At 62.5% G+C, this 26,722-nt stretch carries 23 protein-coding genes and 5 pseudogenes; 11 read left to right on the forward strand and 17 right to left on the reverse strand.

From position 1 onward, the window contains the following. Positions 1-7: 7 nt before the first annotated feature. From L0A91_RS08155 to L0A91_RS08165, 4 genes are all read right to left on the reverse strand, one after another. Complete coding sequence (locus L0A91_RS08155) at positions 8-382, reverse strand: antirestriction protein ArdA (RefSeq protein WP_260115165.1); 375 nt, start codon at positions 380-382, stop codon at positions 8-10. After that, positions 346-561, reverse strand: a complete 216-nt coding sequence (locus tag L0A91_RS19835) for an antirestriction protein ArdA (protein ID WP_397333683.1) — start codon at positions 559-561, stop codon at positions 346-348. Before L0A91_RS19835 ends, L0A91_RS08155 begins: the two co-directional genes overlap by 37 nt. 137 nt (positions 562-698) lie before the next feature. Further along, positions 699-1,352, reverse strand: a complete 654-nt coding sequence (locus tag L0A91_RS08160) for a hypothetical protein (protein ID WP_235243805.1) — start codon at positions 1,350-1,352, stop codon at positions 699-701. Positions 1,353-1,575: 223 nt separating this feature from the next. Continuing rightward, positions 1,576-2,250: a recombinase family protein gene (locus tag L0A91_RS08165; protein WP_235243807.1), complete on the reverse strand. Its 675-nt coding sequence runs from the start codon at positions 2,248-2,250 to the stop codon at positions 1,576-1,578. Between the two features lie 118 nt (positions 2,251-2,368). Between L0A91_RS08165 and L0A91_RS08170 the strand changes: the two genes are divergently transcribed. After that, entirely contained in the window at positions 2,369-2,845 is a 477-nt protein-coding gene (locus L0A91_RS08170; protein WP_235243809.1) for a hypothetical protein, read from the forward strand. 66 nt (positions 2,846-2,911) lie between these two features. Here L0A91_RS08170 and L0A91_RS08175 read toward each other — a convergent pair whose 3' ends face one another. The 6 genes from L0A91_RS08175 to L0A91_RS08195 form a co-directional block, all read right to left on the reverse strand. Further along, positions 2,912-3,961, reverse strand: a complete 1,050-nt coding sequence (locus tag L0A91_RS08175; protein ID WP_235243810.1) for a hypothetical protein — start codon at positions 3,959-3,961, stop codon at positions 2,912-2,914. A 235-nt stretch (positions 3,962-4,196) separates the two neighbouring features. After that, positions 4,197-7,529: a type I restriction endonuclease subunit R gene (locus L0A91_RS08180; protein WP_235243812.1), complete on the reverse strand. Its 3,333-nt coding sequence runs from the start codon at positions 7,527-7,529 to the stop codon at positions 4,197-4,199. Further along, positions 7,529-8,035 (reverse strand): restriction endonuclease subunit S, encoded by a 507-nt coding sequence (locus L0A91_RS19840; protein ID WP_397333684.1) that lies wholly within the window; start codon positions 8,033-8,035, stop codon positions 7,529-7,531. The genes L0A91_RS08180 and L0A91_RS19840 overlap by 1 nt, the downstream gene beginning before the upstream one ends. Positions 8,036-8,937: 902 nt before the next feature. After that, positions 8,938-10,326 carry a class I SAM-dependent DNA methyltransferase gene (locus tag L0A91_RS08185; RefSeq protein WP_235243814.1) on the reverse strand — a complete coding sequence of 463 codons (1,389 nt, stop codon included), beginning with the start codon at positions 10,324-10,326 and terminating at the stop codon, positions 8,938-8,940. Further along, positions 10,323-11,426, reverse strand: a complete 1,104-nt coding sequence (gene ychF / locus L0A91_RS08190; protein WP_235243816.1) for a redox-regulated ATPase YchF — start codon at positions 11,424-11,426, stop codon at positions 10,323-10,325. Before ychF ends, L0A91_RS08185 begins: the two co-directional genes overlap by 4 nt. Before the next feature lie 91 nt (positions 11,427-11,517). After that, complete coding sequence (locus tag L0A91_RS08195; RefSeq protein WP_235246574.1) at positions 11,518-12,441, reverse strand: alpha/beta fold hydrolase; 924 nt, start codon at positions 12,439-12,441, stop codon at positions 11,518-11,520. Between the two features lie 125 nt (positions 12,442-12,566). On the opposite strand from L0A91_RS08195, the gene L0A91_RS08200 reads away from it, so the two are divergent. Next, positions 12,567-13,787 (forward strand): DNA recombination protein RmuC, encoded by a 1,221-nt coding sequence (locus L0A91_RS08200; protein WP_235243817.1) that lies wholly within the window; start codon positions 12,567-12,569, stop codon positions 13,785-13,787. A gap of 50 nt (positions 13,788-13,837) precedes the next feature. Here the strand turns inward: L0A91_RS08200 and L0A91_RS08205 are convergent, their stop codons facing one another. After that, positions 13,838-14,863 (reverse strand): 4-hydroxy-3-methylbut-2-enyl diphosphate reductase, encoded by a 1,026-nt coding sequence (locus L0A91_RS08205; protein WP_235243818.1) that lies wholly within the window; start codon positions 14,861-14,863, stop codon positions 13,838-13,840. A gap of 78 nt (positions 14,864-14,941) precedes the next feature. Between L0A91_RS08205 and L0A91_RS08210 the strand changes: the two genes are divergently transcribed. The 3 genes and pseudogenes from L0A91_RS08210 to L0A91_RS08220 form a co-directional block, all read left to right on the forward strand. Continuing rightward, positions 14,942-15,235: a hypothetical protein gene (locus L0A91_RS08210; protein WP_235243819.1), complete on the forward strand. Its 294-nt coding sequence runs from the start codon at positions 14,942-14,944 to the stop codon at positions 15,233-15,235. A gap of 179 nt (positions 15,236-15,414) precedes the next feature. Further along, positions 15,415-16,556 (forward strand): annotated as a pseudogene (gene xseA, locus L0A91_RS08215) (exodeoxyribonuclease VII large subunit). 10 nt (positions 16,557-16,566) lie between these two features. Beyond that, positions 16,567-16,779, forward strand: a pseudogene (locus tag L0A91_RS08220) (exodeoxyribonuclease VII small subunit); the annotation flags it as partial. A 12-nt stretch (positions 16,780-16,791) separates the two neighbouring features. On the opposite strand, the gene L0A91_RS08225 reads toward L0A91_RS08220, so the two are convergent. Continuing rightward, positions 16,792-17,328, reverse strand: a complete 537-nt coding sequence (locus tag L0A91_RS08225) for a DUF4245 family protein (protein WP_235243820.1) — start codon at positions 17,326-17,328, stop codon at positions 16,792-16,794. A gap of 115 nt (positions 17,329-17,443) precedes the next feature. Here L0A91_RS08225 and glpX point away from each other — a divergent pair, with 115 nt between their 5' ends. The 5 genes and pseudogenes from glpX to L0A91_RS08245 all read left to right on the forward strand — a co-directional run bounded on the left by glpX (position 17,444) and on the right by L0A91_RS08245 (position 21,681). Next, positions 17,444-18,460, forward strand: a complete 1,017-nt coding sequence (gene glpX, locus L0A91_RS08230) for a class II fructose-bisphosphatase (RefSeq protein WP_235243821.1) — start codon at positions 17,444-17,446, stop codon at positions 18,458-18,460. 54 nt (positions 18,461-18,514) lie between these two features. Further along, positions 18,515-18,919, forward strand: coding sequence for a PfkB family carbohydrate kinase (locus L0A91_RS18865; protein WP_311197730.1), 405 nt, complete (start codon positions 18,515-18,517; stop codon positions 18,917-18,919). Next, on the forward strand, positions 18,907-19,440 hold the full coding sequence (locus tag L0A91_RS18870) for a PfkB family carbohydrate kinase (protein WP_311197731.1): 534 nt from the start codon (positions 18,907-18,909) through the stop codon (positions 19,438-19,440). Before L0A91_RS18865 ends, L0A91_RS18870 begins: the two co-directional genes overlap by 13 nt. 19 nt (positions 19,441-19,459) lie before the next feature. After that, a pseudogene (locus L0A91_RS08240) lies at positions 19,460-21,169 on the forward strand (fumarate hydratase). Then, positions 21,166-21,681 carry a carbonic anhydrase gene (locus L0A91_RS08245; RefSeq protein WP_235243823.1) on the forward strand — a complete coding sequence of 172 codons (516 nt, stop codon included), beginning with the start codon at positions 21,166-21,168 and terminating at the stop codon, positions 21,679-21,681. The pseudogene L0A91_RS08240 and the gene L0A91_RS08245 overlap by 4 nt, the downstream one beginning before the upstream one ends. Positions 21,682-21,754: 73 nt before the next feature. Here the strand turns inward: L0A91_RS08245 and L0A91_RS08250 are convergent, their stop codons facing one another. The 4 genes and pseudogenes from L0A91_RS08250 to rplM form a co-directional block, all read right to left on the reverse strand. Continuing rightward, positions 21,755-22,168 (reverse strand): Ohr family peroxiredoxin, encoded by a 414-nt coding sequence (locus L0A91_RS08250; protein WP_235243825.1) that lies wholly within the window; start codon positions 22,166-22,168, stop codon positions 21,755-21,757. A 105-nt stretch (positions 22,169-22,273) separates the two neighbouring features. After that, positions 22,274-23,621, reverse strand: a pseudogene (glmM, locus tag L0A91_RS08255) (phosphoglucosamine mutase). 129 nt (positions 23,622-23,750) lie between these two features. Then, a complete protein-coding gene (gene rpsI, locus L0A91_RS08260) occupies positions 23,751-24,245 on the reverse strand; it encodes a 30S ribosomal protein S9 (protein ID WP_235243827.1) in 495 nt (164 codons plus the stop codon). 13 nt (positions 24,246-24,258) lie between these two features. Further along, a pseudogene (gene rplM, locus L0A91_RS08265) lies at positions 24,259-24,700 on the reverse strand (50S ribosomal protein L13). Between the two features lie 154 nt (positions 24,701-24,854). Here rplM and L0A91_RS08270 point away from each other — a divergent pair. Then, positions 24,855-25,412 carry a helix-turn-helix transcriptional regulator gene (locus L0A91_RS08270; protein ID WP_235243829.1) on the forward strand — a complete coding sequence of 186 codons (558 nt, stop codon included), beginning with the start codon at positions 24,855-24,857 and terminating at the stop codon, positions 25,410-25,412. A gap of 19 nt (positions 25,413-25,431) precedes the next feature. Here L0A91_RS08270 and L0A91_RS08275 read toward each other — a convergent pair whose 3' ends face one another. Beyond that, a complete protein-coding gene (locus L0A91_RS08275) occupies positions 25,432-26,574 on the reverse strand; it encodes a GAF domain-containing protein (protein ID WP_235243831.1) in 1,143 nt (380 codons plus the stop codon). Between the last annotated feature and the right edge of the window lie 148 nt (positions 26,575-26,722).

Consider the following 26,722-nt stretch of genomic DNA (forward strand, 5'->3'; position numbering starts at 1 on the left):
GTTCCCTTCACAGGTCCCTGAAGACGTACACGGAGATCGCGTCGGCTCGGACAACCGTGTAGTCGTGTTCGAGGTCGCGTGTCCAGGCAACCCAGTTGAAGTAGCGCACAAGCTCTTCCGGCGCGTCCTGCGGGATGAGGCCGATCTCCTCGGCGAGAGTCTCGGCGTAGTCCCGGAAACTGCCCCAGGTTCCGCAGAAGCGCTCTTCGAAGTCGGGAACAGACGGTAGGTCTCCGGTACCTTCGGCGACGTAGCTCCCGGAGGCCGTCCAGGCGCACAGGGCCTCGCGCTGATGCTCGGGGACCGCGAGGAGGACGCGCGCCCACTCGGCGGCTTCCGCCGGGCTCATCTCGCCCGAGGTGGGGATGTTCTCGTGGTCCATGACCCACAGCTCCTCGCATCCAGGGCGCACGCGATGAGCGTCGCCGTGGACGTCAGCAGGGTGACTTCGTCGGCGGTCTCAGCGTCGAACCATTCGCCGACGAGGCGAGCGTTGTTGTAGCAGGCGAGACAGCCGATCCAGGCACGGGGCGTGGTATCGGTGTTCGTTCGGGTGGTCATGGCGGGTCTCCTCCGTGGTTGAGGAAAGCGGCGGGCGCGACGGGCAGTCGTGCTCGGTGAATCGACGCGCTTACGCCACGTCGCCGCTCTCAAGAGGTCTCCCGGCCACGCTCCGCGTGGCTACCCAACCAGGTGGTCTACCTCCAGTTGACGACGACGGACTCGGTCCTGAACCCTTGCGCCCGCGCGGCTGCGGAGAAGCGTGATCGTGGCGAGGGCGTCGATGGTCTGACGACGGAGGCCAGTGACGCTTCCCGGAATGCTGCAGCAGGGTCATCGACGCCCAGGATCGGCGACAGCGCGCCTGCGCGGCCTTGCATGAGCTTTTCGGCTTCCAGCTCTTGGATCCGCGTTTCTGCGGCGTCCCGTACGCGCTTGAGGTCGCGTGCCTCAATGATCTCGGAATCGTAGTCGGCCTCGGCTCGCAGAATGCGCGCCCTCTGGTCGCTGATCGCCGAGTCGATGCCTGCCGCGTGCGGCCCGCCGTCCGGAACCTCGACCATCACCCTCGCGTCCTTGCGCGCAAGACGCTTGTCGATGACCGTCATGACGAAATCGTCGATGGCCGCGCCCGAGCGGACGATGTGGCCCGCGCACTTGTAGCCGCGCGGTGCTCCGGTTACTTTCCTCCCGCACACCTCGCCGGTCTCCTCGTCGGCGTATCCGCACCGGTAGAGCCCGCTGCCGAGGTGCTTGCGCTTGGTCGAGCCGGATGTATTCGTCACCCGCTCCGTGTCATCGAGGACCTGCTGCGCCTTCCACCACGTCTCATCGCTAACGATCCGCTCCACTGCCCCCGGATAGGCTCTCCAGCGTCATCACGGAGGATCTGCGCCTTCCACATCCGACGACGCTTCCCATCCGCCTGGGCGAACTTCGGCGTGTACGTGCTGAGGGCCGCGTAGCGCGGGTTCCGCAGAATGCCCAGCACGGTCGAGGGAGACCACGGACCGTCCTCGACGATCGGCCGGGGTTCGAGGCCTTGCTGCTCGCGGGCTGCCGCGCGTTCGACACTCACGGTGTGCGTGTGCTTGGGCAGTGGTGTGATCCCATCAATCTCCTCGACGCCACTGAGAGCCCGGGCAGGGAACGCAACGACTCGGGGTGCTCGACCCTCGTGAACAGGTCGTAGATCGCCCTCACGGCCTCAGCCTCGTGGCGGATTACCTCGCCGTCTACGGCGTAGCCGAGCGGTCGCATGCCCTTCGGAGCGCGCCCCTGCATGGCGCGCTGCCTCTGCGCCGCGGATTGACGGGCGCTCTTGCGCTCCATCTCAGCACGCGCCACGGCGGCCTTGATGCGTGCATACATGCGCCCGCCGTCGGTGGAGAGGTCCGCGTCGCCGTTGGCCGTGACGAGGGCGAGGCCGCGCAGCTCGGCGGCGTCGATCCAGTCCTCCAGCTGCCGGGGCTGCCTGGTTAGCCTATCGAGGTCGTAGCAGATGATCGAGTCGAACCGTCCGAGCAGGTAGTCGGCAACCATGCGGTCATAGTCGGGGCGTACCGCGGTGCGGTCGGTGGCGCTCTTCGACTGGTCAACGTAGGTCTCGACTACCTCCCAACGCCGGAATCGTGCAAGGTTCTCGCAGTCCTCGCGCTGGCGGTCGATAGCGAGCCCGTCCATCTCGCGATCCTGTGAGATTCGGAGGTAGATGGCTGCCTTGCGGGGCGCGGTGGAACGCTCGTTCATGTAGCCAGACTACACTATGACGTAAGTTCCGTCCGTAACTGATGATGTCACCATCAGTGTGCACAGTGGTAGAGTTGCACCATCTGACCAAACGCACAAGACGCCCCAGGAGACACCCATGCCGCAGCTGACGCTCAGCTTCCCCGACCTTGCCGAGCACGCAAGCCGAGTCCACCCCGAGCTTAGGACGCTCGTTCAGGAATTCGCCGAGACCGACCGCGCCCGGTTCACAGAGTCAGCGTCACTGTGTGAGACGTGGATTGACCCCGAATTCAAGAAACTACTCAACACTCTTCAACTCGATGGCCGGCTGCCTAACATCGATACAAACATCGACGCCAACAATGATTTCAAGCGCGTCTTGACGTTTACGTTGCCGGAGGGCGGCGAGACTACGGATGTCCGCGATATCATCCAGCATGCATGGGCGGCAACGGTCGACACATACGCGGGCGCCCTCTACCACCGAGCGAAAGAGATCGCGGCAGGAAACTCGAACTCGAGCTGGACCCCGACCAAGCCACGAGCGCCCCCCTCTCTAGAGCGTAGGTCCACGTCAGGGCCTATTTCTCTGTCGAAGCGGTGTGAGGGGTAGAGGAGCTCGTCGAGCGCGCAATGGGCAAAGGCAGCGAAGCCGTCTACTCCGACGGCGACGACGCGATCAAGCTCTGGCACGCCCAGCCGACGACATAAGCCGGTCGGCGTAGCCGATGAGACTGGTGATCAGCATGAGAACCTGGATGCAGTTGCGCTTACTGAACTGACGCGAGGAGACGCCATGCACGCTCGCGTGGCGCGAGTAGTAGTTCGGCACCTTGTCGCCCTTGTGCTTCCAGAACTGCTCGTGGGCGTTCCAGATCGGCAGCCAGACCATCGCCTCGTGGACACCCATCTCGTCGATGGCGGCCGGCACGTCCGCGCCCTTCTTCCGATTCGTGATGAGGCGTCGGGCGGCCTGGTCGGGGTAGAAGCGGTAGATGATCGTGTCGAGCGTGACGGTGAACATCGCCTGGGCCGAGCGGAAGTGTCCAGAACGCATCGCGCCGAGCCCGTCGAGTACGAACTTCAGCTCGTCGCCGACTACGTCGCGGTTCGCCTGCTCAAGAACGGTAGCGCAGTCGTCGGTGATCGACTCGTAACAGTCACCCAGCACCCGCCGACGGCCCGAGCGGTCCTGTGCCCGGAGCAGGCGGAGCGCTGTGCGGCCGCGAGGCACCAGGTAGAGCGGGATGCCCTCCTGCTCGAGGAACTCATGCACTTGATAGGCCTTGATCTCGTCTGCGTGGCTCCTCAGATTAGGCGGGAGGAGCGCACGGTTGAACCCGCGCAGCATCTGCGGGTCGAAGAGCGGCTTCAGGGAGCCGCGCAGCCCCTCGAGCATCGCGGCCTGCTGGCTCGCGATCTGCTTGAGCATCGGCTCGATCGCTGGGCTGACTCCGACGCCCTTCAGCGCCGGGAAGTCGATCATCGGAGCCGTGAACGTCGGTAGGCTCGCCACGATCGACGCCACCTGCGACTGGACTCGCTCGTTGTACGGCTCGAGCGCATTCTTGACCAGCACGTCGTAGTCAGGCAGCGCCGACTTCATCTGCTCCTGGAGGCGTCGGTTCAGCGGCCCCATGATGTCCCGCGCGTACGCCGAGGTGCCCGGGATCATCGCCTTCATCTGCTCTCGGATGGGCGCGACCATCTTCGCGACGGCGGCATCCATGCTGGGCATCAAAGACTGCGCGAACCTTGGCGGCAGTCGAAGCCTAGCCCCGACGTCCGCAGCAGAGTCTCCGTCTTGCTCGCTCTCCGAGTTGCGTTCCCTCTCTTGGGCAGGCTTGAGATCGTCCTCACGGTCATCGTCGTGTGTCACGACACTCTCCTGGTCGCCACGCTCGCTCGAACCGACGTTGCATCATCGAGACCGTTGTCGGCACTCTCAGAGACTCTTGGGCGCTCTACATCGCTGAGTCGGTGGCACCCAGTTGTGCGGCCACTTGAGAGGCGAAGGTCGGATCGACGTGGATGCGGGCGACGACGTCGTCAGCGATCTTGTCCACATCAAGAGGCCCGTCTGGGCCGTCGTACTCCACCGACTGCGCGGGCCACTGGAAATCGACCCGCGGGGTGTAGGCGCTCTCTCCGTCGTCGCCGTAGGCAGTGAGGACATGATCAAAGACAAGCCGCACCTTCGAGGAGAAGATATCGAGCGTGTAGGGCGTCTCGGGCAGCTCTTGGTCCAGGACTCGTCGGATCGTGCTGTCGACGTCATTCATCACGTCGACCTTGCGACGCCAGTCCTGGACGAGCTTCTCGTGGAGGTGCACGAGAAGCTTCTGGGCGCTGGCCTTGACGGTCTCACGCTCCTCGTCAGTCAGGACGGGATTGGGTTGGGTGAGCAGGTCGAAGATCGCCAGCTCCTCCTCTGTCAGATCCTCGCGAGCGGATCGCTCCTCCTCATGGGTCAGAGTCTTCGACAGCTCGATGAGGCGGCGGAGGTACTCGTCGATGTTCACACTGCCCGCGTTGTAATCATTGATGAGCTGTTCGATCCGCTCCACAAGTTCGTATCGGGTCGGGTTCCGCGTCGCCGATGCGATGGCCTGCTGGCGCAACAGCTGCGCCAGTCGGTCGGTCTCGGCTCGTTCCCGTCCGGCGAGCTTGGCCGACAGACCTTCGAAGTCGATCTGTGACAGGTCAATGAGCGGATCGGGTTTGGTCCCCTCGGCAGCGGCTCGGATGACATATTCCTCGGCACCTACGGAGCGGTCGAGCAGCGCGTCCACCGCATCCATGACCGAACCGAGGTCCGCCTCGGCCGGCCGTGTGACCTCCGCGATGCGCTCGGCGAGCACCCTGATCGCTGCGACGTTGCGTTGCTGCGCAGCAGCCTTGGGGTCGGGCAGGAGGGCCTTGAAGAGCTTCCGCACCTGGCGTGCCTTCTGCTGGAAGTCGGTGCGTGTGCCCTCGTCGACGAGTAGCGCCTCGACAGCTGCGTCGCGCTTGGCGACGTGGTCGAATCCTTCGGCGTCGCGCATCGCAGCAAGGTCGACTCCGACGCCGGTGCAGAAGGCGAACAGGTCGGCCACGGCAGCGTTCAGCTCGGCGGCGAGGGCGTCGATAATTTCGATCGGTGAGTCGCCGGCGTTCGCGGCCCCGTAGATCGCCAACGCCTTCTCCAGGTTCCGGAAGACACCGACGTAGTCGACGATCAACCCGTTGTCCTTCTCCGGGAAGACCCGGTTGGCCCTGGCGATCGTCTGCATCAACGTATGATTACGCATCGGCCGGTCGAGGTAGACCGTCGAGACACTGGGCGCGTCGAAGCCGGTCATCCACATCGCGCAGACGAACACGAGCCGCAGCGGGTCCTGGGCGTCCTTAAACTTCTCGGCCAGGTCCTCGCGGATCATCCGCTCGCGGTGCGGTCGGATGTCGAGGCCCTGTTCGTCAAGCATCTTCAGCTCGTTCTGGCTCTGCGAGACCACGACCGCCATGTCGGTGGTCTCCATGAGCTCGATCCGCGATGCCAGCCACGGACGCTCGAGCTCTGGCAACGCGTCATGCTCCGCCTTCAGGTCAGCCAGATGCTCGGTCCAGGCTTCTCGGACGAGGTTGTACATCCGCACGGCTGCGGCCTTGTCGAGCCCGACGTACATCGCCTTGCCGGTGAAGCCCCGGCCGACGAAGTGGGTCACGAGGTCCTTGGCGATCGTCTTCAGGCGCTCAGGACGTGTCAGCAGCGTGTATTGCGTACCGAACGCCCGAGCGAGCTGGCCCTCGGCGTCCTCGTCGAGCTCGGCCTCCTCGAGGAGTTCGTTGAGTTCCTCGGAGAAATTCTCGTTGACCAGCTGCAGCTCGGGAATGCGGTTCTCGTAGTACAACGGGACCGTCGCGCCGTCCTCGATCGCGTCGCGGAAGTTGTAGACGCTGACGTAGTCACCGAACTGCTCGCGCGTGGCCTGCTCCTCACCGGCGATCAGCGGTGTGCCGGTGAAGCCCATCATCGAGGCGTTCGGTAGCGCAGTGCGCATGTTCAGGGCGAGTGTGTCGTACTGGCTTCGGTGCGCCTCGTCGGTGATGACGATGACATCCGAACGGGTTGAGAGAACCGGCATCTGCCGCTCCCCCAACGCCTTCGACGGCTGGAACTTGTGGATCAACGTGAACACGTACCGGTGGTCAGCCGCCAGCAGCTCACGCAGGTGCGCCACGGAGTCTGCGTGCACCCTGGCCTCGGGCGAGATCGCCCCGGCGTCGGCGAACTCCCCGTGGAGCTGAGTGTCGAGCTCGGTGCGGTCGGTGACCATGACAAACGTCCACCTGCCCGGCACCCGTCGCAGCACCTTCTGGCTGAACCACAGCATCGACAGCGACTTGCCCGAGCCCTGGGTATGCCAGAAGACTCCCAGGCGCTTGTCCTGCTCAGCACGCGCCCGGTGCAGGTTCTCGATCGCGGCGTTGACTCCGAGGAACTGGTGGGATCGCGCGAGAACCTTGATCAGGCCACCGGGCCGCTCCATGTACGCGACGAAGTTCTCTAGTAGGTCTAGAAGAACGGACGGGTCGCAGGTACCTCGAAGCGCAGTCTCCAGGGCGACCGCACCGCGGGTGCCGTGGGCGTCGATGATCTTCCAGTCGTTGAAGAACTCCCACGGCGCGTAAGTTGACCCGACCTTCGCCTGGCTTCCATTGGACAGCAACACGAAGCAGTTAGGGATGAATAGCTGCGGGATGGTGTCGCGGTAGTCGGTCAAGTTGTTGTCGTAGGCCGCCTTGACCGACTCGTTGGGCTCCTTGAACTCCATCAGCACTAGCGGTACCCCGTTGACGAACAGCGCCAGATCCAGCCGCCGGCTGTGCAGGTTGCCCTTGACCCACATCTGCTGCACCGCCAGCAAGTCATTGTTCGACGGATCCTTGAAGTCGAGGAACCGTAAGGTCTCAATCTGCTTCGTGCCCTGGTCGTCAGTCCACTCCGCCAGATAGCCGTCACGCAGCAGGTCATGGACTTCCCGATTGGCGCGGACCCGGTCCATGGCTGTGCGGTCCTTCGTCAGCACCTCGATCGCCTCGTTGATAGCGATATCGGGCACGTATTCAGAGTTGATCTTGCGCATAGCAAGCCGCAGCCGGTGAACGAGCACGACATCACGTTGGGAGTCGCGCCCCAGGCTGCCCTCGGGTCCCAAGATCTCCTGGAAGGCGTCGACTGGAGTCCAGCCGAGCTCCGCCAGAAGCTCGATGCTCGGCTTCTCGACGTACCGGTACTCAGGACCCGTGGGAGTCATTACGCCACCTTCTCCGCGATCAGCGTGTCCAGGTTGAGCGACGACACGTCGATCTGCCCTGTCACGAGTTGGGGTAGCAGTAGATCGCGAATCGCTCCGAGTCGACTAGAGTGCTCCTCCAGTTTAGTTATGAGCGAATGGAGCAAGCCCACTTCACGACCAAATAAATGGGCTAGAGACGGTGGAGTCATCACCATTCTGATGTCCGCAAAAGTAGACTTGTTGATAATTGGTGTAGCCGATCCGGAAGCCATTCCTCTGATCCTCTCAGATGCGTGACTCAAGGCCTCATAAACATAAGACTCGGATGTTACCGAGTGATCAACGACAACTGAGTTCACCTGTTGGTTCGTCACCAACGGCTTAACAGCGAGGGTAACCTTGCCGATCGATCCGATAGATGAGAAGCAAACGGCACCCGCTGGCAGGAGTCGCGATTTGACACTAGCAACGCCCGCGTCTGAGAGATGCCGCGCGGGTCGGGCGTATAAGCGCCGCCATCCCATTTCGGTTGGGGTCAGGAATGGCGTATCATGTGCCTCCCCCAGTAGCGTGGTTGCTTAGTCGACGGTGTAGCGCCAGTTACAATTCGACCAAAGGAACCGACTCGACCGACATGCCATCCCTCAGGGATTGGACCGAGAGCGGAGTCGACCATGGGCACATCGCCGTGGCCGGGGTAGCGGAACTTCACGAACCACTCGCGGTAGATGGCCCGCGCCATCTCCTCCAGCACCTCGACCCGCCGGCGGTTGTTCTCGATCAAGTCGTCGAAAGGCTGCAAAATCTCCACGATTCTGCGTTGCATTTCCAGGTCGGGGTATGCGAAGTAGCTATTCCTCCACGCCGGGTGGTGACCCTTATATTCCTCTGTCGACTGCCTGCCTTTGGTGGCATAGTACAAGAATCGAGTGTCACAGATTCCCGGCCGTCCAATCAACGGAAAGACGTTCTGAATAACCGAGAAGGGCGTCGTCAACACCCGCATCGCACATGTGTGATTAGCAAAAGTCACTACAGGAGCATCCAACGAAGCGAACACGCCGGGATCGCCACTGTGATGGCCTAGGACCCCCTCTTGAGATTGATCAAGAACCGGCACATCGCCATCGATTTCGACTGTTTTCGAGTCGTATCGCTGCCCGGTCGGTAGCTGTTCGTAGGCATCGACAATCCTGGATACATGCCAACCTTCAGGCGCTACGACATCTGCCGCTGTGGGACAGAAGGGCAATCTAACCGTTCTACCCATGGTTTAGGACCGATCCCACGGACGCGTCGACCTTCGCTCGGAGCACATCGGCCTCGTCGCTCAGCTTCGTGAACTCCTCGTGCAGCACCGCAAGGTCGCCTATGAAGTCGACTTCACGCTCGTCGACTGCAGCGGTGCCGGTGTAGCGGCCGGGGTTCAGGCTCCAGCCTTGTGCTTCGATCTCCGCCCGGGTGGCGACCTTGCAAAGGCCGGCGACGTCGACGTACGTGCCGTCGGGGAAGTTCTCCGCGAGCAGGAGTCGCTACCCTCCTTGGTCTCGACGTCCTCGCCGCGGTAGAGCCGCACGACATTCGCCAGGAACTCGATCTGCTCGGCCGTGAAGTCACGGTGCGCGCGGTCGATCTGGCGGAAGACGTGCCGGGCGTCAACGAAGAGCACCGTGTCCTCGCGTGGCGTGCCCACCTTGGCCTTGTCGAGGAACCACAGCGTCACCGGCAGGGTGACGGTGTAGAAGAAGTTGGAACTGATCGCGACCATCACGTCGACGGTGCCAGACTCGATCAGCTGCTTGCGGATGTCCTTCTCTGAGTGGCCCGCGTCGCCGGCGGAGTTTGCCATGACGAAGCCGGCACGGCCCTTCGGGGACAGCGCAGCGTAGAACTGCTGGATCCACAGGAAGTTGCCGTTGTCGGCCCTGGGCAGGCCGAACGGGAACCGCCTGTCACCGGCGAGCTGGTCCTTCTTGATCTTGTCGACGTTGAAGGGCGGGTTGGCCATCACGTAGTCGAAGGCACCCACGGCGCTGTGCGGGTCCTCGTAGTAGCTGTTGGCCTGCCGGATGTCCCCGGACAGCCCGTGCAGCGCCAGGTTCATCTTGGCCAGCGGCACAGTGTCGTCGGTCTTCTCCGCGCCGAAGACCGAGAGCTTGCGGCTGGCCGACTCATTGTGACGCTCGACGAACTTCGCACACTGGACGAACATGCCGCCCGACCCGCAGGCAGGGTCGAATACGCGCCCGTGGAAGGGCTCGATGATCTCGACGATGAGCCGGACGATGGAGTACGGCGTGAAGTACTCACCGCCGCCCTTGCCCTCCTGTGCCGCGAAGTTGGAGAGGAAATCCTCGTAGATGAAGCCGAAGGCATCGCCCGCGAGCTCGGTAGGCAACGGCGCGAAGAGCCGAAGCAACTCGATCAATGTCGAACGCTCAAGCTTCTGGTAGCCGCGCGGCAGGATGTCCTTGAGTTCCGGGTTGGCCTCTTCGATGGCCTTGACCGCTTCGTCGGTGGCCTTCCCAATATCGGCGCCCTCGGGCAGATCGACAAGGTGGGAGAGTCGAGAATTGTCGGGGACGTACAGCACCGACTTCGCCTTGTAGTCCGCGGGCGTCGCGGGGTTGCGTGCGCTGGACTTAGCCTCGACCTCCCCACGCACGGCCTCGAAGCGGTTCTCGGCGTACGCGAGGAACACCAGTCCGAGGACCGGGTCGCGATACTGGACGGGTGTCAGCTTGGAGTTCGCACGCAGCTCGTCTGCGGCGCTCCAGAGCGTCGCGCGAACCTTGGCAAGATCAGTCGCTTTCACTTCTTGCCCCCAGACGGAATCCCTGTCCGGAACTCGACCACGTCGCCATCCTGCATGAGGTATTCCTTGCCCTCCATACGCACCTTGCCGTTGGAGCGGCATTCGTTCATCGTGCCAAACTCATCGAGCGCCTCAAACGACACAATCTCAGCCTTGATGAAGCCCCGCTGGAAGTCGGTGTGGATGACACCGGCAGCCTCGGGAGCAGTCGAGCCCTGCTTGATCGTCCAGGCACGCGTTTCTTTGGGGCCAGCCGTCAAGTAGGTCTGCAGCCCCAGGGTGTCGAAACCGATTCGGGCCAACTGCTGCAGGCCAGGCTCAGTCACGCCAACGGACTCCAGCAGTTCTGCGGCTTCTTCCTCGTCCAGCTCAGCTAAGTCAGCTTCAAGCTTGGCGTTGAGATAGATCGCCTCGGCCGGAGCGACGAGGGCAGCCAGATCGGCGTGCAGCTTTTCATCGGTCAGGCCGTCTTCGTCCAGATTAAAGACATACAGGAAAGGCTTGGTGGTGAGCAGGCCTAACTGGCGGGCCATGTCCATGTCGACACCAGCAGCCTTGCCCTTGGCATACAACGTGTCGCCAGCTTCAAGGATCGGCAGCGCGGCATTGGCGGTGTCGAGCACAGCCTTGTCAGTCTTTTTGCCCTTGACCTCTTTCTCGAGGCGCGGGATCGCGGTCTCAAGGGTCTGCAGGTCAGCCAGGATTAACTCAGTGTTGATCGTCTCGATGTCGTCCTTGGGCGAGACCTTGCCGTCAACGTGCATCACGTCGTCATCGTTGAAGGCCCGCACGACCTGGCAGATGGCATCCGACTCACGGATGTTGGCCAGGAACTTGTTGCCCAGGCCCTCACCCTCGGAGGCTCCACGCACAATCCCAGCGATGTCGGTGAAAGCCACCGTCGCGGGCAGGATCTTGGCACTGCCGTGGATCTCGGCGAGCCGCTTCAGTCGAGGGTCGGCCAGCGACACGACTCCGACGTTGGGCTCGATGGTCGCGAACGGGTAGTTCGCAGCCAAGACGTTGTTTTTGGTCAGCGCGTTGAAGAGCGTGGACTTGCCAACGTTGGGCAGGCCGACGATTCCGATAGAGAGTGCCACAAGGACAAGAGTCTAGTCGACATCGGTCGAGTGGAGCGCAGATGTCACGCAAGGCGACTGGATCCGGGAGCGACTCGGCGCATTCGACGGATCAGACCAACGCTGCCCGGATCGTCTTCTCTAAAGCGGCAGGACCATTGCTTCCCATGACAATCGTGTAGTGGTTGACGTCCTCGATCTCGCTGACACTCAACTGCGGGAACTGCTGCGCCCAGTGCTCACGAGCGGCCTGTGGATACAGCGGTGTGGCTTCGTCGTGCAGCCCTCGAGCCGCCACGACCCAGGCCGAAGGGTGACGAAGTCGTTCCAGCCCAGTGATCAACGCCTCACCGTCAACTAACTCGCGGATATCTTCTTGTAGCGCCTCAACTCGAGTCCTCGGTTGCGTGGCGGGCTCCTCCCCTTCCAGGTCATAGTCAACATAGGCCGCAACAGAATCAGACCAATAGGGCCCTAACGCGGGGTGGTCGTGCCAAAACGCTCGGTATGCGTCGCGTCCGGAGAATGTCATCTCTAGTCGCTGAGCGGCTGAGCCCAGCACGGCTTCGGCCATTGCTTCTGGCTCAGCAACCGCCGGTGGAAGCAGTGGCATCCCGCCGTCAACGAGGACAAGAGCATGCACCAACTCGGGGTGTCGATCAGCCAAAACCACACCAACTGCCGCTCCCATGGAGTGCCCAACGACGGTGGCGACCTGGATATCCAGATACCTCAGCAGGCCAGCTACATCATCTGCGTGGCTCTGCAAGCCATATGGTGCAGGAAGGTCGTTCGAGTGCCCACGGCCCCGCAAGTCTGGAGCAATAACACGCACGCCAGGCAGCAGCACCGCGACCTCTGGCCATGCCATGTGGCTAGAAGTGATCCCGTGGATCGCCACCAGAGTCGGCGCATCTTCAACGCCCTCCTCTGGCTCCCACACCGCAGCATGCAAAGCCCCGCCACGCACCGGCACCTCGATCTCGCGGTACCTCGGACCAACAACATCAGCGCTCGGGTCTTGACCGCTCACCATCTGCTTCACACTCCGTCCATCCGTCAACTGGCACTGGCCTCACATCGCCAAATCCCGGCCGACACGTGCCTCGACGTTATCGGGCCTTACCAGGGTCTGTCAGTACTCCCTGATTGAGTGCACGCATGGACGTCATCGCAGTGATTGGGATCTTGATCGTCGGTTTGGCTCTCGGAGTAGCCCTCGGGTGGCTAGTGGCTGCTCTGCGCACCTCATCAACAGTTTCGGACGCTCAGCGCACCGCCCATGACCAGGTCCGGGCGGTTGAGTCTCAACGCGCGAATGATCAGGCACAGGCTGCCGCCGCGATCGCCGAGCGAGACGCTATGGCGCTGCAACTCGACACCTTGCGCGACCAGTCCCACCACGATCGCGACCTCGCCCTCCAACTTGGTCCGTTGCGCCAGACACTGACGCATGTCAGCGAGCAGGTGGGGACTCTTGAGCGAGAGCGGGCTGCGCACTTCGGTCAGTTGCAGCAGGTCATTGCGCAAGTCGCTGAGGGCACCACCGCATTGCGCGATCAGACCGCGAGCCTGACCGGCGCACTCAACTCATCAACGACGCGAGGGTCATGGGGCGAAACGCAACTGCGACGGGTCCTGGAGCACTCCGGCATGTTGGCGCACAGCATGTTCGATGAGCAGGTCGCGAGCCGGACGGCGCACGACATCGCCGTGCGACCAGACGTTTTGATTCGCCTGCCCCGAGACAAGTCACTAGTCGTGGACGCCAAGGCGCCAATGGATGCCTTCTTACAGGCTCAGGCTCCCGATCTAGACGATGCGGCCCGCGCCAAGCTATTGGTCAACCACGCCAAGGCCCTACGCGGCCACGTCGACACCCTGGCCGCTAAGGCCTATTGGAGCGCGTTCGACTCCAGCCCCGAGGTTGTCATCTGCTTCGTCCCCAGTGACGCGGTGTTGATCGCTGCGCTGAATGCCCAGCCCGAGTTGTACGACCACGCTCAGCGCTCCAAGGTCATCCTGACATCCCCGGCCAGCCTGCTCGCCGTGTTGCAGGCAACCGCGGCTGTCTGGCAGCAAGATGCCCTGGCTGACAATGCTCGGCAGGTGCTGACCCTCGGCTCCGAGTTGCACTCCCGGATCGGGACCCTCGGCGGGCACATCGCCGCGCTGGGTGCTTCGCTGAATAAGTCGGTCGACTCTTACAACCGCATGGTCGGCACGGTTGAGTCACGCGTCATGGTCACCAGCCGCAAGATGCACGAGTTGGGTGTTGTGGCTCCACCCGCAGCCGAGCTCGCCCCCATCGACAAGTCAGCTCGCCGGCTGACGCAGCCCGACCTGCTCGATCACGAGCTCTCCGAGGCCCTGGGCACGTGAGGCCTCCCTCACTGATGAGGAAGGCCTCGAAGTGCACGAATCAGATGCGGCTAGTGCAGCGAGCCAGCGTCGTGACGCAGCTTCGCCGCTTCGGCGCCATCACGCTTCTTAAGGTCACGGCGCAACTCGTTCGGGAGACTGAAGGTCAGGGACTCATCGGCCGCCCGGACCAAGCTCACGTCGCCATAACCACGGGCAGTGAGCCAGTCCAAAACATCGCGGACCAGCAACTCGGGCACACTTGCACCACTCGTCACGCCTACCGTGGTGACGCCATCTAGCCACGCCTCTTCGATTTCGTCGGCGTAGTCGACCAAGTGGCCATCCTTGGCGCCGTGTTCGATCGCGACCTCAACGAGGCGGACTGAGTTAGAAGAGTTGGTGGAACCAACCACGATGACCAGGTCGCATTCCTTGGCCATCTGCTTAACCGCTACCTGGCGGTTCTGCGTGGCGTAGCAAATGTCATCGCTGGGCGGGTCCTGCAACTTGGGGAACTTCTCACGCAGGCGGCGAACCGTCTCCATGGTCTCGTCGACCGACAGGGTGGTCTGCGAAAGCCAGACAACCTTGTCGGGGTCGCGAACCTCGACATCTTCTACTTCCTGCGGGTTCTGCACCAAGATCGTGTGCTCGGGGGCCTCGCCAGCTGTGCCTTCAACCTCTTCGTGTCCATCGTGCCCAATGAGCAGGATGTCGTAGTCATCGGAAGCAAAACGCACGGCTTCGCGGTGCACCTTGGTCACCAACGGGCAGGTGGCATCAATCGTCTTCAACGACAGCGCCTCAGCCTCGCGGTGGACCTGAGGTGAAACACCGTGTGCTGAGAAGATGACGGTCTTGCCCTCGGGGACCTCGTCGGTCTCGTTCACAAAGATGGCGCCGCGCTTCTCAAGCGTGCGGACCACGTGCTTGTTGTGCACGATTTCCTTGCGGACATAGACCGGGGCTCCATACAGATCGAGTGCCTTTTCGACAGTCACGACAGCGCGGTCGACGCCAGCGCAATAGCCACGGGGAGCTGCCAACAAAACACGCTTACCAGCAGATTCGTTGTCCGGGGTGGTCACAGTCATGGGTTCAGGCGAAACAGTCACACGTCTATCGTAAAGGCCACGCCTGGATAGCCGCTGATCACGCTCTATCTACGCGGAGTGACGCCCATGAAGATGTCGGGCAGTGGCTGCATCCCACGCCAAATAGTCACGGTCCTCAAGTTCCCCCACATCTACACCGTCATGCTCTTTCACAAATCGGCGCAGGACCGCGGCCACCGAATCGCCGCGCGAGGCGGCATTGATACATTCAGCGCGCAGACGTTCTTCCAAGGCGACCGTTTCACGCTCAGCCGCGAGCGCACCTTCGTGATTGACCTGACGATGACGACCCATGGGACGAAAGTGTCGCACGAGACGCGTGTACTCCTAAGTTGCCTTGCCGCACTCTGAGCAAGGGCCAGGCAGCCGCGCTGGTGAAGCCGATTACTGTGGGACCTGTGACTTCCAGCACACCACCAGAGCCAGCCTCCGGATCCTCCCGATTGCCCGCGACGGCACGCGAAACCACCGCCGAGTCGCCCTGGCCGGTGCGCACCCTCTCGCTCAAAATCTCTGACTACGTCGACAAGATGTCTGGCCTGTGGGTTGAGGGGCAGATCGTCCAATTCAACCGCCGTCCTGGCATGAAGACTGTCTTCCTCACGCTGCGCGACACCGATGTGGACATGTCGCTCTCGGTGTCGATTCCCGGCGCTGCCCTCGATGCCATGCCTAGCCCACCAACTCAAGGCACACGCGTCGTCGTGCAGGCCAAGCCAACTTTCTGGACCAAACGCGGCAGCCTGCAGCTTGAGGCTCGCCAAATGCGCCATGTCGGCGTCGGTGAACTCCTCGCCCGCATTGAACACCTCAAGCAACTCATGGCGTCCGAGGGACTCTTTGATCCCGGCCGGCGCAAACCACTGCACTTCTTGCCGCGACGCATCGGTCTGATCACTGGCCGAAAGACAGCAGCCGAGCGAGACATCGTGGTCAATACCCGACGTCGCTGGCCCGGCGCCAACTTTGAGATCCGCCAGGTCGCGGTCCAAGGCCCCGACACGGTTCCCAGCGTGACTAAAGCGCTGGCTGAGCTAGACGCCATACCCGATGTAGACGTGATCGTGATTGCCCGCGGAGGTGGCTCCTTGAGGATCTCCTGCCCTTTAGCAACGAGGCCCTCGTCCGTGCGGTGAGCGCCGCCCGCACCCCGATCGTCAGTGCGATTGGGCACGAAACCGACACTCCTTTGCTCGACTATGTCGCCGACCTGCGCGCGTCGACCCCGACCCATGCGGCCAGCAGCATCGTCCCGGACCACGCCGACGAGGTGCGCGGCCTGCTCACCGTCGTCCGCCGAGGGCGTGGCTCACTGTCCAAACGGATCGATCAACAGCGCGAACGCATTCACGCTCTGCTGACCCGCCCAGTGATGGCCAACCGGAGCGCCATCATCAACACCCACCGAGCCGACATTGATCAAACAGCCCGACGTGGCAACGTCGCTATCACCCGATTGGTCGACCGCGAGCACGACCGCCTGCAGGGCATGGCCCGGCACCTTCGCGCTGTCTCACCCCAACAAACCCTCGAGCGTGGGTATGCGGTGGTCCGCAACGGCGACGGTCACGTCATCCGCACCGCTAGTGAAGTCGCTGTCAAGGATTCGCTCACCGTGTTGACCGCTGACGGCGAGTTTGCGGCCCAGGTGGCTGCTCAGTCTGGCAGTTAGGGTGGCGGCTATGGCTGATGAGACCCAGACCCCCGTCACCGATCTGTCGTACGAGCAGGCACGCGATGAGCTCGTGGCTTTAGTGGCCCGCATTGAGTCGGGGAACGCCCCACTCGAAGAGTCGATGAAGTTGTGGGGTCGCGGCGAGGAGTTAGCCGCGCATTGCCAGGCCAAACTCGACCAGGCTCAGGCTCAACTGGATGCCTCCACTGAACAGCAGGCAGAGGCCGAAAAACTAGGGCGTTTCGAGCGCCTCGATGTAGGTGAGCAACTCCGGGATGCTGGCCGTCCCCGAAACGATCGTGGTGGCGCTTTGATCCCCCGACGGCTCAAGCACCAGAGCCGAAACCGGCACCTCGTTGTCGTCGAAGCCCGTCGACAACTGCCAAGCGGTCGTTCCGTTGGGCCCGTCGATCGAGATTGGTTCTTGGGCGTCCATCCCTGGCAGCACAACCTCATCGACCCACGCCTGCGTCGGGTTTTCTGCCTGGCGAGACTCGATGTACTCCTGCTCGGGGGTGATCCAGCCCATTCGGAGTGTTTCGGGCACATCAGCGCGCTGACCGAACGTCACCGTCGAAGGCGTCCAGTCTTCGTCGAGCCCAACGGGCGACCACACCTGCCAATCGACAGTCTCAGCGGCGTTGCTGGCAGCCAACCCATACTCGGCATCTCGCCGCTGCGTTTCGGGGGCGAGGGCGAAATCGCCCAAATGCCGAAGACCAGGATCAAGCAGGCAGCCAGTGAATAGAACATGTTTTTGCTCGACCACGACATCAGCCGCTTGCTTGGAGTGCTCACATCTCCATAATCGCATTCCCCTGCGGCGTCGGGACAGATAGGGTCAGAAGGAACCCATTACTGATCGACAACAGGAGTCCAACCCCATGGCTAAAGAGACCCGTACGCGCCGCGAGTCAGTCCTTCCCGACCGCAACCTTGCCCTGGAGTTGGTGCGGGTGACCGAGGCAGCTGCCCTTTCGGCTGGTCGCTGGGTTGGCCTGGGTGACAAGAACCAGGCCGACAACGCGGCTGTCGAGGCCATGCGCAAGGTCATCTCTTCGGTCTCCATGGATGGCGTCGTCGTCATCGGTGAAGGCGAAAAAGACGAGGCTCCCATGCTCTACAACGGCGAGAACGTCGGTGACGGCACCGGTCCAGCCGTCGATGTTGCGGTTGACCCGGTCGACGGCACCACGTTGACCGCCAAAGGCATGGACAACGCGATCTCGGTGATGGCTGTCGCCGAGCGCGGCACCATGTATGACCCCAGCGCCGTCTTCTACATGGACAAGCTGGTCGTTGGCCTGGACTGCGCCGATCGCGTCGATATTCGCCTGCCGATCGCCGAAAATGTGCGCCGGGTGGCTCGCGCTCAAAAGAAGTATGTCGAAGACGTCACGGTCATCATGCTTGATCGTCCGCGCCACGAAAAGTTGGCTCAGGAAGTCCGTGAAGCCGGTGCCCGCCTACGCTTCATCAGTGACGGCGATGTTGCTGGCGGCATCGCCGCCTGCCAGGAAAACAGCGGTGTCGACATGCTGCTCGGCGTTGGTGGCACCCCCGAGGGCATCATCACTGCTTGTGCAGTCAAGGCCATGGGCGGCGTCATCCAGGGCAAACTGTGGCCCATCGACGACGAAGAGCGTCAGCGTGCCATCGATGCCGGTCACGATCTGGACCGCGTCCTGCATACCGATGACTTGGTCACCGGCGACAACTGCTTCTTTGTCGCAACCGGCATCACCAGCGGCGAACTGCTCAAGGGTGTTCGTTACGGCTCTGGCACCGCGATCACCAACTCGCTCGTGATGCGCAGCAAGTCGGGCACGATTCGCGTCATCGAGTCGCACCACCGCATCGACAAGGTGGCAGCCATCGCCGACGCCTTTGCCCCTAGCTGAGCCTCTCAGCCACCTCGACGAGCCTCACGACATCAGCAATCGATAGGACTGACAGTGACCGAAACGCGTGTGCTCACCACAGGGGAAGCGCTCATCGACATCGTCCACTCACCTGGGGGAAAAGTCGCTGAGTATGTCGGGGGCAGCCCAGCGAACGTGGCCATGGGTCTCGCTCGACTTGGCCACCCGAGCGACTTGGCAACGCACGTCGGCTCGGATGACCGAGGTCTTCGCATTGCCGAGCACCTCGCCGAGCGCGGTGTCAGCCTGACCCCGGGCAGCGATAGTGCCGAACGCACCCCCACGGCCAAAGCCACGGTGGATGAGGACGGCGTCGCGACGTATGTCTTTGACCTGCAGTGGACCGTGCCGCCGACCGACGCATCGGCCTATGGGCACCTGCACACTGGCTCGATTGCCTGCACCTGGAGCCCGGTGGCACCGAGGTGCTCCAGTTGATGGAAGCCATCCGGCCACACGGCACCGTGTCGTATGACCCGAATGCACGTCCCACCATCATGGGCACACCTCAGGATGCTCGCCAGCGGATTGAGGACTGCATCGGCCGCAGCGACGTGGTCAAGTGCAGCACCGAGGATGCCGAGTGGCTCTACGAGGGCGCCTCGATGGCAGACATCGCCCGTGAGTGGGGCCGACTAGGCCCGCCGCTGATCATCATCACCCGTGGTGGCGATGGCGCGATGGCTTATCTGTCTGAGACTGGCGAGTCCATCGAAGTCGATGCCCGTCGCGTTGAGGTTGAAGACACCGTGGGTGCAGGCGATTCGTTCATGTCGGGATTGGTTTCCGGGTTGTTGGACGAAGGTTTGCTGGGCTCCGTCGAGGCCCGTCAGCGCCTGCGTACAACGGGCTTTGAGCCGATCAAACGTGCCGTGGCACGCGCCGTCGCCACCGCATCGTTCACTGTGGTGCGCGCTGGGGCGCAGGCTCCGACCCGCGAAGAACTCACTGACTCCTAACCAGGGTTAATCTGTTGGTATGGCTGAGTTTCGCTACACCGACATGTTGCCGTTGGGCACCGATGGCACTCCGCACCGTCTGTTGAGCACAGAAGGTGTCGAGGTTGTTGACGGGCCCGACGGCAATTCTTTTTGAAGGTCGCCCCGAAGCGCTGCGCCTACTGACCGAGACCGCGATGCACGACATCGCACACTATTTACGGCCTGGCCACTTGCAACAACTGCGCAACATCCTGGATGACGACGAGGCCAGCAACAACGACAAGTTTGTCGCCCTCGACCTGCTGAAAAACGCGAATATCGCTGCCGGCGGCATCTTGCCGATGTGCCAGGACACTGGCACCGCCATTGTGATGGGCAAGCGTGGGCAGCGAGTGCTGACCCCAGGCCCCGACGAGGAAGCGATCTCTCAGGGCGTCTTTGACGCATACACCCGTCTGAACTTGCGCTACTCACAGATGGCACCGCTGACCACCTGGGAAGAAAAGAACACTGGCTCCAACTTGCCCGCTCAGGTCGAGTTGTATGCCGACACCGCGCCGGGCCACGAGAACGCCTACAAGTTCCTCTTCATGGCCAAGGGCGGCGGCTCAGCCAACAAGTCTTTCCTGTTCCAAGAGACCAAGGCACTGCTCGCCCCCGACAAACTCATGACCTGGCTCGATGAGAAGTTGCGGGGCTTGGGCACGGCAGCCTGCCCGCCCTACCACCTGGCCATTGTCATCGGCGGCACCTCAGCCGAGTTCGCCCTCAAAACGGCCAAGTATGCCTCGGCTCGCTACCTCGACACGTTGCCCACCGAAGGCACCCTGGCTGGGCATGGCATTCGCGACACCGACCTCGAAGAGCAGGTCCACGAGTTAACCCGCAACATTGGCATCGGCGCCCAGTTTGGCGGCAAGTACTTCTGCCACGACGTCCGGGTCGTCCGACTACCCCGCCACGGAGCCTCACTGCCCGTCGCGATCGCCGTTTCATGCTCCGCCGACCGCCAAGCCCTGGCCAAGATCACCCCCGAAGGCATCTTCTTGGAGCAGTTGGAGCAGGATCCAGCGCGCTTCATGCCCGAGGAAGTCGACGCGGAGATGGAGGCTGAGACTCAGGGCGTTTCCGGCACCGGCGCCATGTCTGCTGTGCCGGTCGATCTCAATCAGCCCATGGACGACATTCTGGCCACCCTGAGCAAACTGTCAGTGAAGACGCGAGTGTCGCTGACCGGCACGCTTGTCGTGGCCCGCGACTTGGCCCACGCCAAGATCCAAGAGCGCATCGATGCCGGTGAGCCGATGCCCGACTACATGATGAACCACCCGGTCTACTACGCCGGCCCAGCCAAAACGCCCGAAGGCTATGCCTCAGGCTCGTTCGGCCCGACGACCGCGGGACGCATGGATTCCTACGTCGCCAGTTTCCAGGCAGCCGGTGGCTCGATGGTGATGTTGGCCAAGGGCAACCGCTCCCAGCAAGTCACCGACTCGTGCAGCGAGCATGGTGGCTTCTACCTAGGCAGCATTGGTGGCCCCGCGGCCGGCTGGCGCAAGACTGCATCACCAACGTGGAAGTCCTCGAATACGAAGAACTCGGCATGGAGGCCGTCTGGAAGATCGAGGTTCAAGACTTCCCCGCCTTCGTTATCGTTGATGACAAGGGCAATGACTTCTTCGCTGAAGTCAGCAAACCACTAGGCACCACCATTACCACCCGACCCGGCCTCAAGGAGAACGCGTGAGCACACAGCCACACACCGACGGCGCTTTCGATGACCTGTTGGCTGCCAACGCCGCATACGCCAAGGAGTTCACGTTTGAGGGCTTTGACGGCGTCGCGAAGGCCGGCGTCGCCATTGTGACGTGTATGGACTCCCGGATTGACCCGTTGCGGATGCTAGGCCTTAAGCACGGTGACGCCAAGATCTTCCGCAACCCCGGCGGACGTGTCACCGACGCTGCACTGGAGGCACTCGTTCTGGGCTCGCACCTGCTTAATGTGGACCGCGTGGTGATCGCCCCGCATACCCACTGTGCAATGGCCAGTTCCAGTGAAGCCGACCTGCGCAGACGGGTCGGCGACTCGGCTGGGCAAGACGCCACCTGGCAGCGCTTCCACGTCGTGGAGGACCAAATGCAGGCGCTCCGCGAAGATATCTCTCGGGTCTGCGCACACCCGCTGATTCCAGACAGCGTTGAGGTCGGCGGATTCCTCTATCACGTGAACTCCGGCGAACTGGAGCCGGTGGTCTAGCCCGAACCACCGCATACCAACGACAAATCCCCGCCCACCAGAAGGTGAGCGGGGATTGCTATGCGGAAAGGACTCAGGCGGCCTTGCCGGAAACGGTGACTTCGATGTTGCCACGAGTTGCCTTGCTGTACGGGCAGGCCTGGTGGGCCTTCTCGACCAACTCCTGGGCCTGAGCGTCGTCAACACCGGGGATGAGGGCGACGATGTCGACTGCCAAGCCAAATCCGCTGTCCGTCTCGCCGAAGGTGACGTCTGCGGTGACCTGTGACTCGGTGGTGTCCACGTCTTCTTGCGAAGCAACCATGTTCAGCGCGCCGTTGAAGCAAGCGGCATAGCCAGCAGCAAAGAGGGTCTCGGGGTTGGCCTTCTTAGAGCCAGGCTTGCCCAACTCAACATCGACAGAGCCATCTTCACTCGTGGTTCGGCCACCACGACCACCCTTTGCGGTAGCAGCGATTGTGTAGGCAACCTTGTTGACCTGTTCCATGCTTGTCCTTCCCATCGTGAGTGTTTGGGGCGACCGGCTCTGCAGCCGATCACAAACTCCACAACTAACCACGCCCGGTGATTTATTCCCTCAACGTGGCGCCAGTCACAGTGACAGTTGCTGCTTGACTACTTCGGCCAACCGCTCGCCCTGGCTTTGCGCACGCTCAGCCGTGTCCGCTTCGACCATCACGCGCACCACCGGCTCAGTGCCCGACTTGCGCAGCAGAACGCGCCCAGCCTCGCCCAACTCGGCCTCGATCGATGTGACCTCAGGCCTGCAACGTCTCGTTGGACTCGACAGCGTTCTTATCGACGTTCTTGACGTTGATCAACACCTGCGGCATGCGGGTCATCACGCCAGCCAATTCCGAGAGCGGCTTACCCGACGACACCACAGCGCTAGCCAAAGTCAGCGCCGTCAGCACACCGTCTCCGGTCGTGCCGTGTTCCAGCATGATCACGTGACCAGACTGCTCACCACCGAGGGAGTAGCCGCCGCGGCGCATCTCTTCGAGCACGTAGCGGTCGCCGACACCGGTCTGCTTCACGTGAATGTCGGCCTCGGCCATCGCGCGAAGCAAGCCTAGGTTGCTCATCACCGTTGCCACGAGCGTGTCGTCCTTCAACTGACCGCGCTCGTGCAACTCAATGGCCAGGATTGCCATGATTTGGTCACCGTCAACGGTTTGCCCGTCGGCGTCTACAGCAAGGCAACGGTCGGCGTCACCATCAAAGGCGACCCCGAGGTCGGCGCCGCGCTCCACAACAGCGCGCTGCAACTGCTCGAGGTGCGTCGAGCCATACCCATCGTTGATGTTGAGTCCGCTGGGGTCGCCACCGATGACGTCCACCGTGGCACCCGCCCGCATGAACACCTCTGGCCCGACCACGCTAGCCGCTCCGTTGGCGCCATCTAGGACAATCCGCAGGCCATCAAGGCGTTGTGGAACAGCGCTCAGCAGGTGCGAGATGTAAAACTCTGCACCTTGCGGGAAGGGGCGAATGCGACCGACCCCGGCACCCGTAGGTCGCTCCCAATCGGCGCCCATCCGCTCGGCGATCCGGTCTTCGAGGGCATCAGCCAACTTGTGGCCGCCAGCGGCAAAGAACTTCAGACCGTTATCTGGCATCGCGTTGTGAGAGGCAGACAGCATGGCGCCCATCTCGGCAGACAACCGCTTCGTCAGGTATGCGATGGCCGGCGTGGGCAAGACCCCCGCGTCCAGCACATCCACCCCTGCCGAGGCCAAGCCCGAACTGACCGCTGCCGCCAAGAACTCCCCCGACGCCCTGGGGTCGCGGCCCAGCACTGCTGTTGAGCGGCGGCCACCGAAGGCTCCCCGCCCACCCAACTCGTGCGCCACCGCAACTGAAAGATTCAATGCCAATTCCGCGGTCACGTCGCGGTTAGCCAGCCCTCGCACCCCATCGGTGCCGAACAGTCGTGCCATGTGGTTACCTCATTCCCTGCATGCAGCGAGCGGCATGCGCCTGCGCAACACTATCGACAAAACCCGCAGAAATGGGTCAGGCCTCGTCCCGGATTTCCGGGACGAGGCCTGACCTTTAAGCGAAAGCGATCAACGCTTGCTGTACTGAGGCGCCTTGCGGGCCTTCTTGAGGCCTGCCTTCTTGCGCTCTGGCACGCGAGCGTCGCGAGTCAAGAAGCCAGCCTTCTTCAGCGTGGGGCGGTTCAGCTCTTCGTCGATGCCGTTCAAGGAACGAGCAACGCCGAGGCGAACAGCGCCGGCCTGGCCAGAGGGGCCACCACCGTGAACGCGGACCAGCACGTCATACGCGCCGCCGAGCTCAAGCACCGTGAACGGTTCGTTCACGATCTGCTGGTGGACCTTGTTCGGGAAGTAGTCTTCCAACGACTTGCCGTTGATCTTCCACTCACCGGTGCCGGGGACGATGCGCACGCGGGCAATGGCCTGCTTGCGACGACCGGTAGCGGCGCCGGGAACGGACACGTCGCGCTGGGCGACGGCTGCACCGGTCGACGACTCCGACTCGGAGGTGTACTCGGTCAGCTCGGGCTCGTTGCCCTCAAGCTCAGTTTCGTTAACAGTCATGAGTCAGAGTTCCTTACTGCGCGACCTGGGAAAGCACGTACGGGACGGGCTGCTGGGCCGTGTGCGGGTGGTTCTCACCGGCGTAGACCTTCAGCTTGCTCATCTGCTGGCGACCCAAGGAGTTCTTGGGGATCATGCCGCGGATGGCCTTTTCGACGGCGCGCGTCGGGTGCTTTTCCAGCAGCTCTTCGTAACGCGTGGAGCGCAGACCGCCCGGTAACCCGAGTGACGGTAGGCGTTCTTCTGCACGAGCTTGGAGCCCGTCAGAGCAACCTTGTCGGCGTTGATGATGATGACGAAGTCGCCCATGTCCATGTGGGGGCGTACGTCGCCTTGTGCTTGCCACGAAGCAGGATGGCGGTCTGGGACGCGAGGCGACCCAGGACAATGTCCTGTGCATCAATGACATGCCAGGTGCGAGTGATCTCGCTAGCCTTTGGCGAATAGGTTTTCACGTTGCAAACCTTTTCTCTGTCGGTGGATAAGTACTTACCTCTAGTTTACGGAGTCTGCGCAGTCCACCCAAAGCGAGCAAAATTGCACGTCAGAGCCCCTGCCGTCGGTCTGACGCTGGCGCCGAGAGCCGCTCCATGCAAAACTATTGTGCATATGGCTGCTCAAACATCGACCGCCCTGCGCGTCTTGGCTCACCCGTTGCGCTCCCGCCTGTTGGCTCATCTGCGGGTGCACGGCGACGCTACGGCCTCCGACCTCGCCAGTGCGCTGGGCACAAATTCTGGCGCAACGAGTTATCACTTGCGCCAACTGGCCGAAGTGGGCCTCATTGAGGACACCCTCAACGGGACCGGTCGCCGCCGATTGTGGCGGGCCACTCCTGATCAGAGCCGGCCCGATGAGTTAGACCCCGTGCTTGATGACGACGATGCGAGCGCCGCCGATTGGCTTGCCCTCGACTACCTGGCGCACTTTTCCGACCAGGCCCACGCCTGGCTCAAGGCCAAGGGCGACTGGCCGCCTGAGTGGCAGTCCAGTGGTCTCGAAGATCACCTCGTGCAGGTCACTGGCGAGCAACTCACGGCGATGCGGGCCGAGATCGATGAAGTCCTGCAGCGCTATCGCCGCGTAGGGCAAGGTAACCCGGCAGCCAAACGTGTCGTTGTTTATACCTGCCCGCTCCCCCTGGACAGCCCGCCGCGTCAGAAATGACCCGGCACACGCGGTCGTGCTACTTCGGCATCGCTTCGCGGTCGAGGCGAGCCAACTGCGAGCGCACTAACGGTTGCAGCGGCGAACTGGCAGGCATGATGCGCTGTTGCGCCGCCCATACTTCATAGTCATCGCCGCCCCAGGAGGTGCGCGTCCAGACCGCCATCAAGTCGGCGCGCTCGCTGGCTAGCACACCGCGCCGCACGTCTGCTTCGACCTGACTGCGATAGCGCATCACCCCCGGAGCCTCCGAATGTGGCAGCACCGGTCCACGATATTTTTGCAAAGCGCTAGCGATCTCCCCGATGTCAGCGGTTTGCGATACGACAGCCGCGTCTAGCGTCACCTGCTCCCGCAGTGCATAGGGCCGAGACCCCAAGAGTTCGTCACCGACAACGTGCCTCAACCTGTTCATCTCAGCGCGCACGGTCGACGCCGTGACCTCATGCGGATAGATCAGGACAGCGAGCTCTTCGCCGCTCAGGCCCATCGGTGCATCGGCCAAGACCACAAACATCTCGGTATGCCGGGGGCTCAGCACGATGGACTTAGCGCCCTTCCGCAAGATCCCCTCGCGGCGGCCCAGCACTTCGAGGGTGAAGCCGCCACTGCTGGCCTCTTGATGCGCGTCTTTGGCCAACTCGGCCTCAGCGAGCAACGCCGCGGCACGCACCATGGCCATCGTCTGAGCGCCCGCGACTTGATCGCCACCGGTGACATCGAGGACACCAAGCACGGACCCCGAGGCCGGGTCATGGATCGGGCTGGCGACACAATTCCACTGCTGCACCACGGTGCGGTAGTGCTCGGCTCCCGTCACCATCAGCGGCTGATCGAGGGCAAGCGCCATTCCAGGGGCGTTGGTGCCCACCGCTCGCTCATCCCAAATGGAGCCTTCGATAAATCCGGTGGACTCGGCCCTGCGCAATGTGGCGTGCGAACCACTGACCCAGAGCAATTGTCCAGCCTCATCGGCGAGCGCCAGGAGGGCGTTGCTCTCGATGGCCGCCGCCCCCAGCACTTCTTCCAGGAGTGGATAAATCGCAGCAAGCCGGTGCGCTTGACGGTATTGCCGCAGGTCACTGGTCGGCATCAAGATAGTGGGCTCATTGGCATCGGCGTCGACACCAGCCGCAGCGGATCGACGCCAGGACTCGGCCACCTGGGACCTCATAGCCTTGGGCACCCTGCCAGTACAGTCCTCTTCCTGCTCAGCGCAACAGGTGCCCAGAGTTATGCGCAGAGTTTGCTTAAGTTCAACAGCCCCGGCGCGAATGCAACGTTATTGCAACGTCGTTCGTTCTACGGTG

Origin of the sequence: Ornithinimicrobium sp. INDO-MA30-4 (assembly GCF_021535045.1) — a bacterium.
Lineage (GTDB): Bacteria > Actinomycetota > Actinomycetes > Actinomycetales > Dermatophilaceae > Ornithinicoccus.

Bases quoted from the DNA above. Each gene is read 5' to 3' on its own strand.
- L0A91_RS08155 (WP_260115165.1), bottom strand. From the start codon at position 382: ATGGACCACGAGAACATCCCCACCTCGGGCGAGATGAGCCCGGCGGAA.
- L0A91_RS08180 (WP_235243812.1), bottom strand. From the start codon at position 7,529: ATGACTCCCACGGGTCCTGAGTACCGGTACGTCGAGAAGCCGAGCATC.
- L0A91_RS08250 (WP_235243825.1), bottom strand. From the start codon at position 22,168: ATGGAACAGGTCAACAAGGTTGCCTACACAATCGCTGCTACCGCAAAG.
- L0A91_RS19840 (WP_397333684.1), bottom strand. From the start codon at position 8,035: ATGGGATGGCGGCGCTTATACGCCCGACCCGCGCGGCATCTCTCAGAC.
- L0A91_RS08205 (WP_235243818.1), bottom strand. From the start codon at position 14,863: ATGACTGTGACCACCCCGGACAACGAATCTGCTGGTAAGCGTGTTTTG.
- L0A91_RS19835 (WP_397333683.1), bottom strand. From the start codon at position 561: ATGACCACCCGAACGAACACCGATACCACGCCCCGTGCCTGGATCGGC.
- L0A91_RS08200 (WP_235243817.1), top strand. From the start codon at position 12,567: ATGGACGTCATCGCAGTGATTGGGATCTTGATCGTCGGTTTGGCTCTC.
- glpX (WP_235243821.1), top strand. From the start codon at position 17,444: ATGGCTAAAGAGACCCGTACGCGCCGCGAGTCAGTCCTTCCCGACCGC.
- L0A91_RS08170 (WP_235243809.1), top strand. From the start codon at position 2,369: ATGCCGCAGCTGACGCTCAGCTTCCCCGACCTTGCCGAGCACGCAAGC.
- L0A91_RS08175 (WP_235243810.1), bottom strand. From the start codon at position 3,961: ATGGATGCCGCCGTCGCGAAGATGGTCGCGCCCATCCGAGAGCAGATG.
- L0A91_RS08165 (WP_235243807.1), bottom strand. From the start codon at position 2,250: ATGAACGAGCGTTCCACCGCGCCCCGCAAGGCAGCCATCTACCTCCGA.
- L0A91_RS08195 (WP_235246574.1), bottom strand. From the start codon at position 12,441: ATGGTGAGCGGTCAAGACCCGAGCGCTGATGTTGTTGGTCCGAGGTAC.
- L0A91_RS08270 (WP_235243829.1), top strand. From the start codon at position 24,855: ATGGCTGCTCAAACATCGACCGCCCTGCGCGTCTTGGCTCACCCGTTG.
- rpsI (WP_235243827.1), bottom strand. From the start codon at position 24,245: ATGACTGTTAACGAAACTGAGCTTGAGGGCAACGAGCCCGAGCTGACC.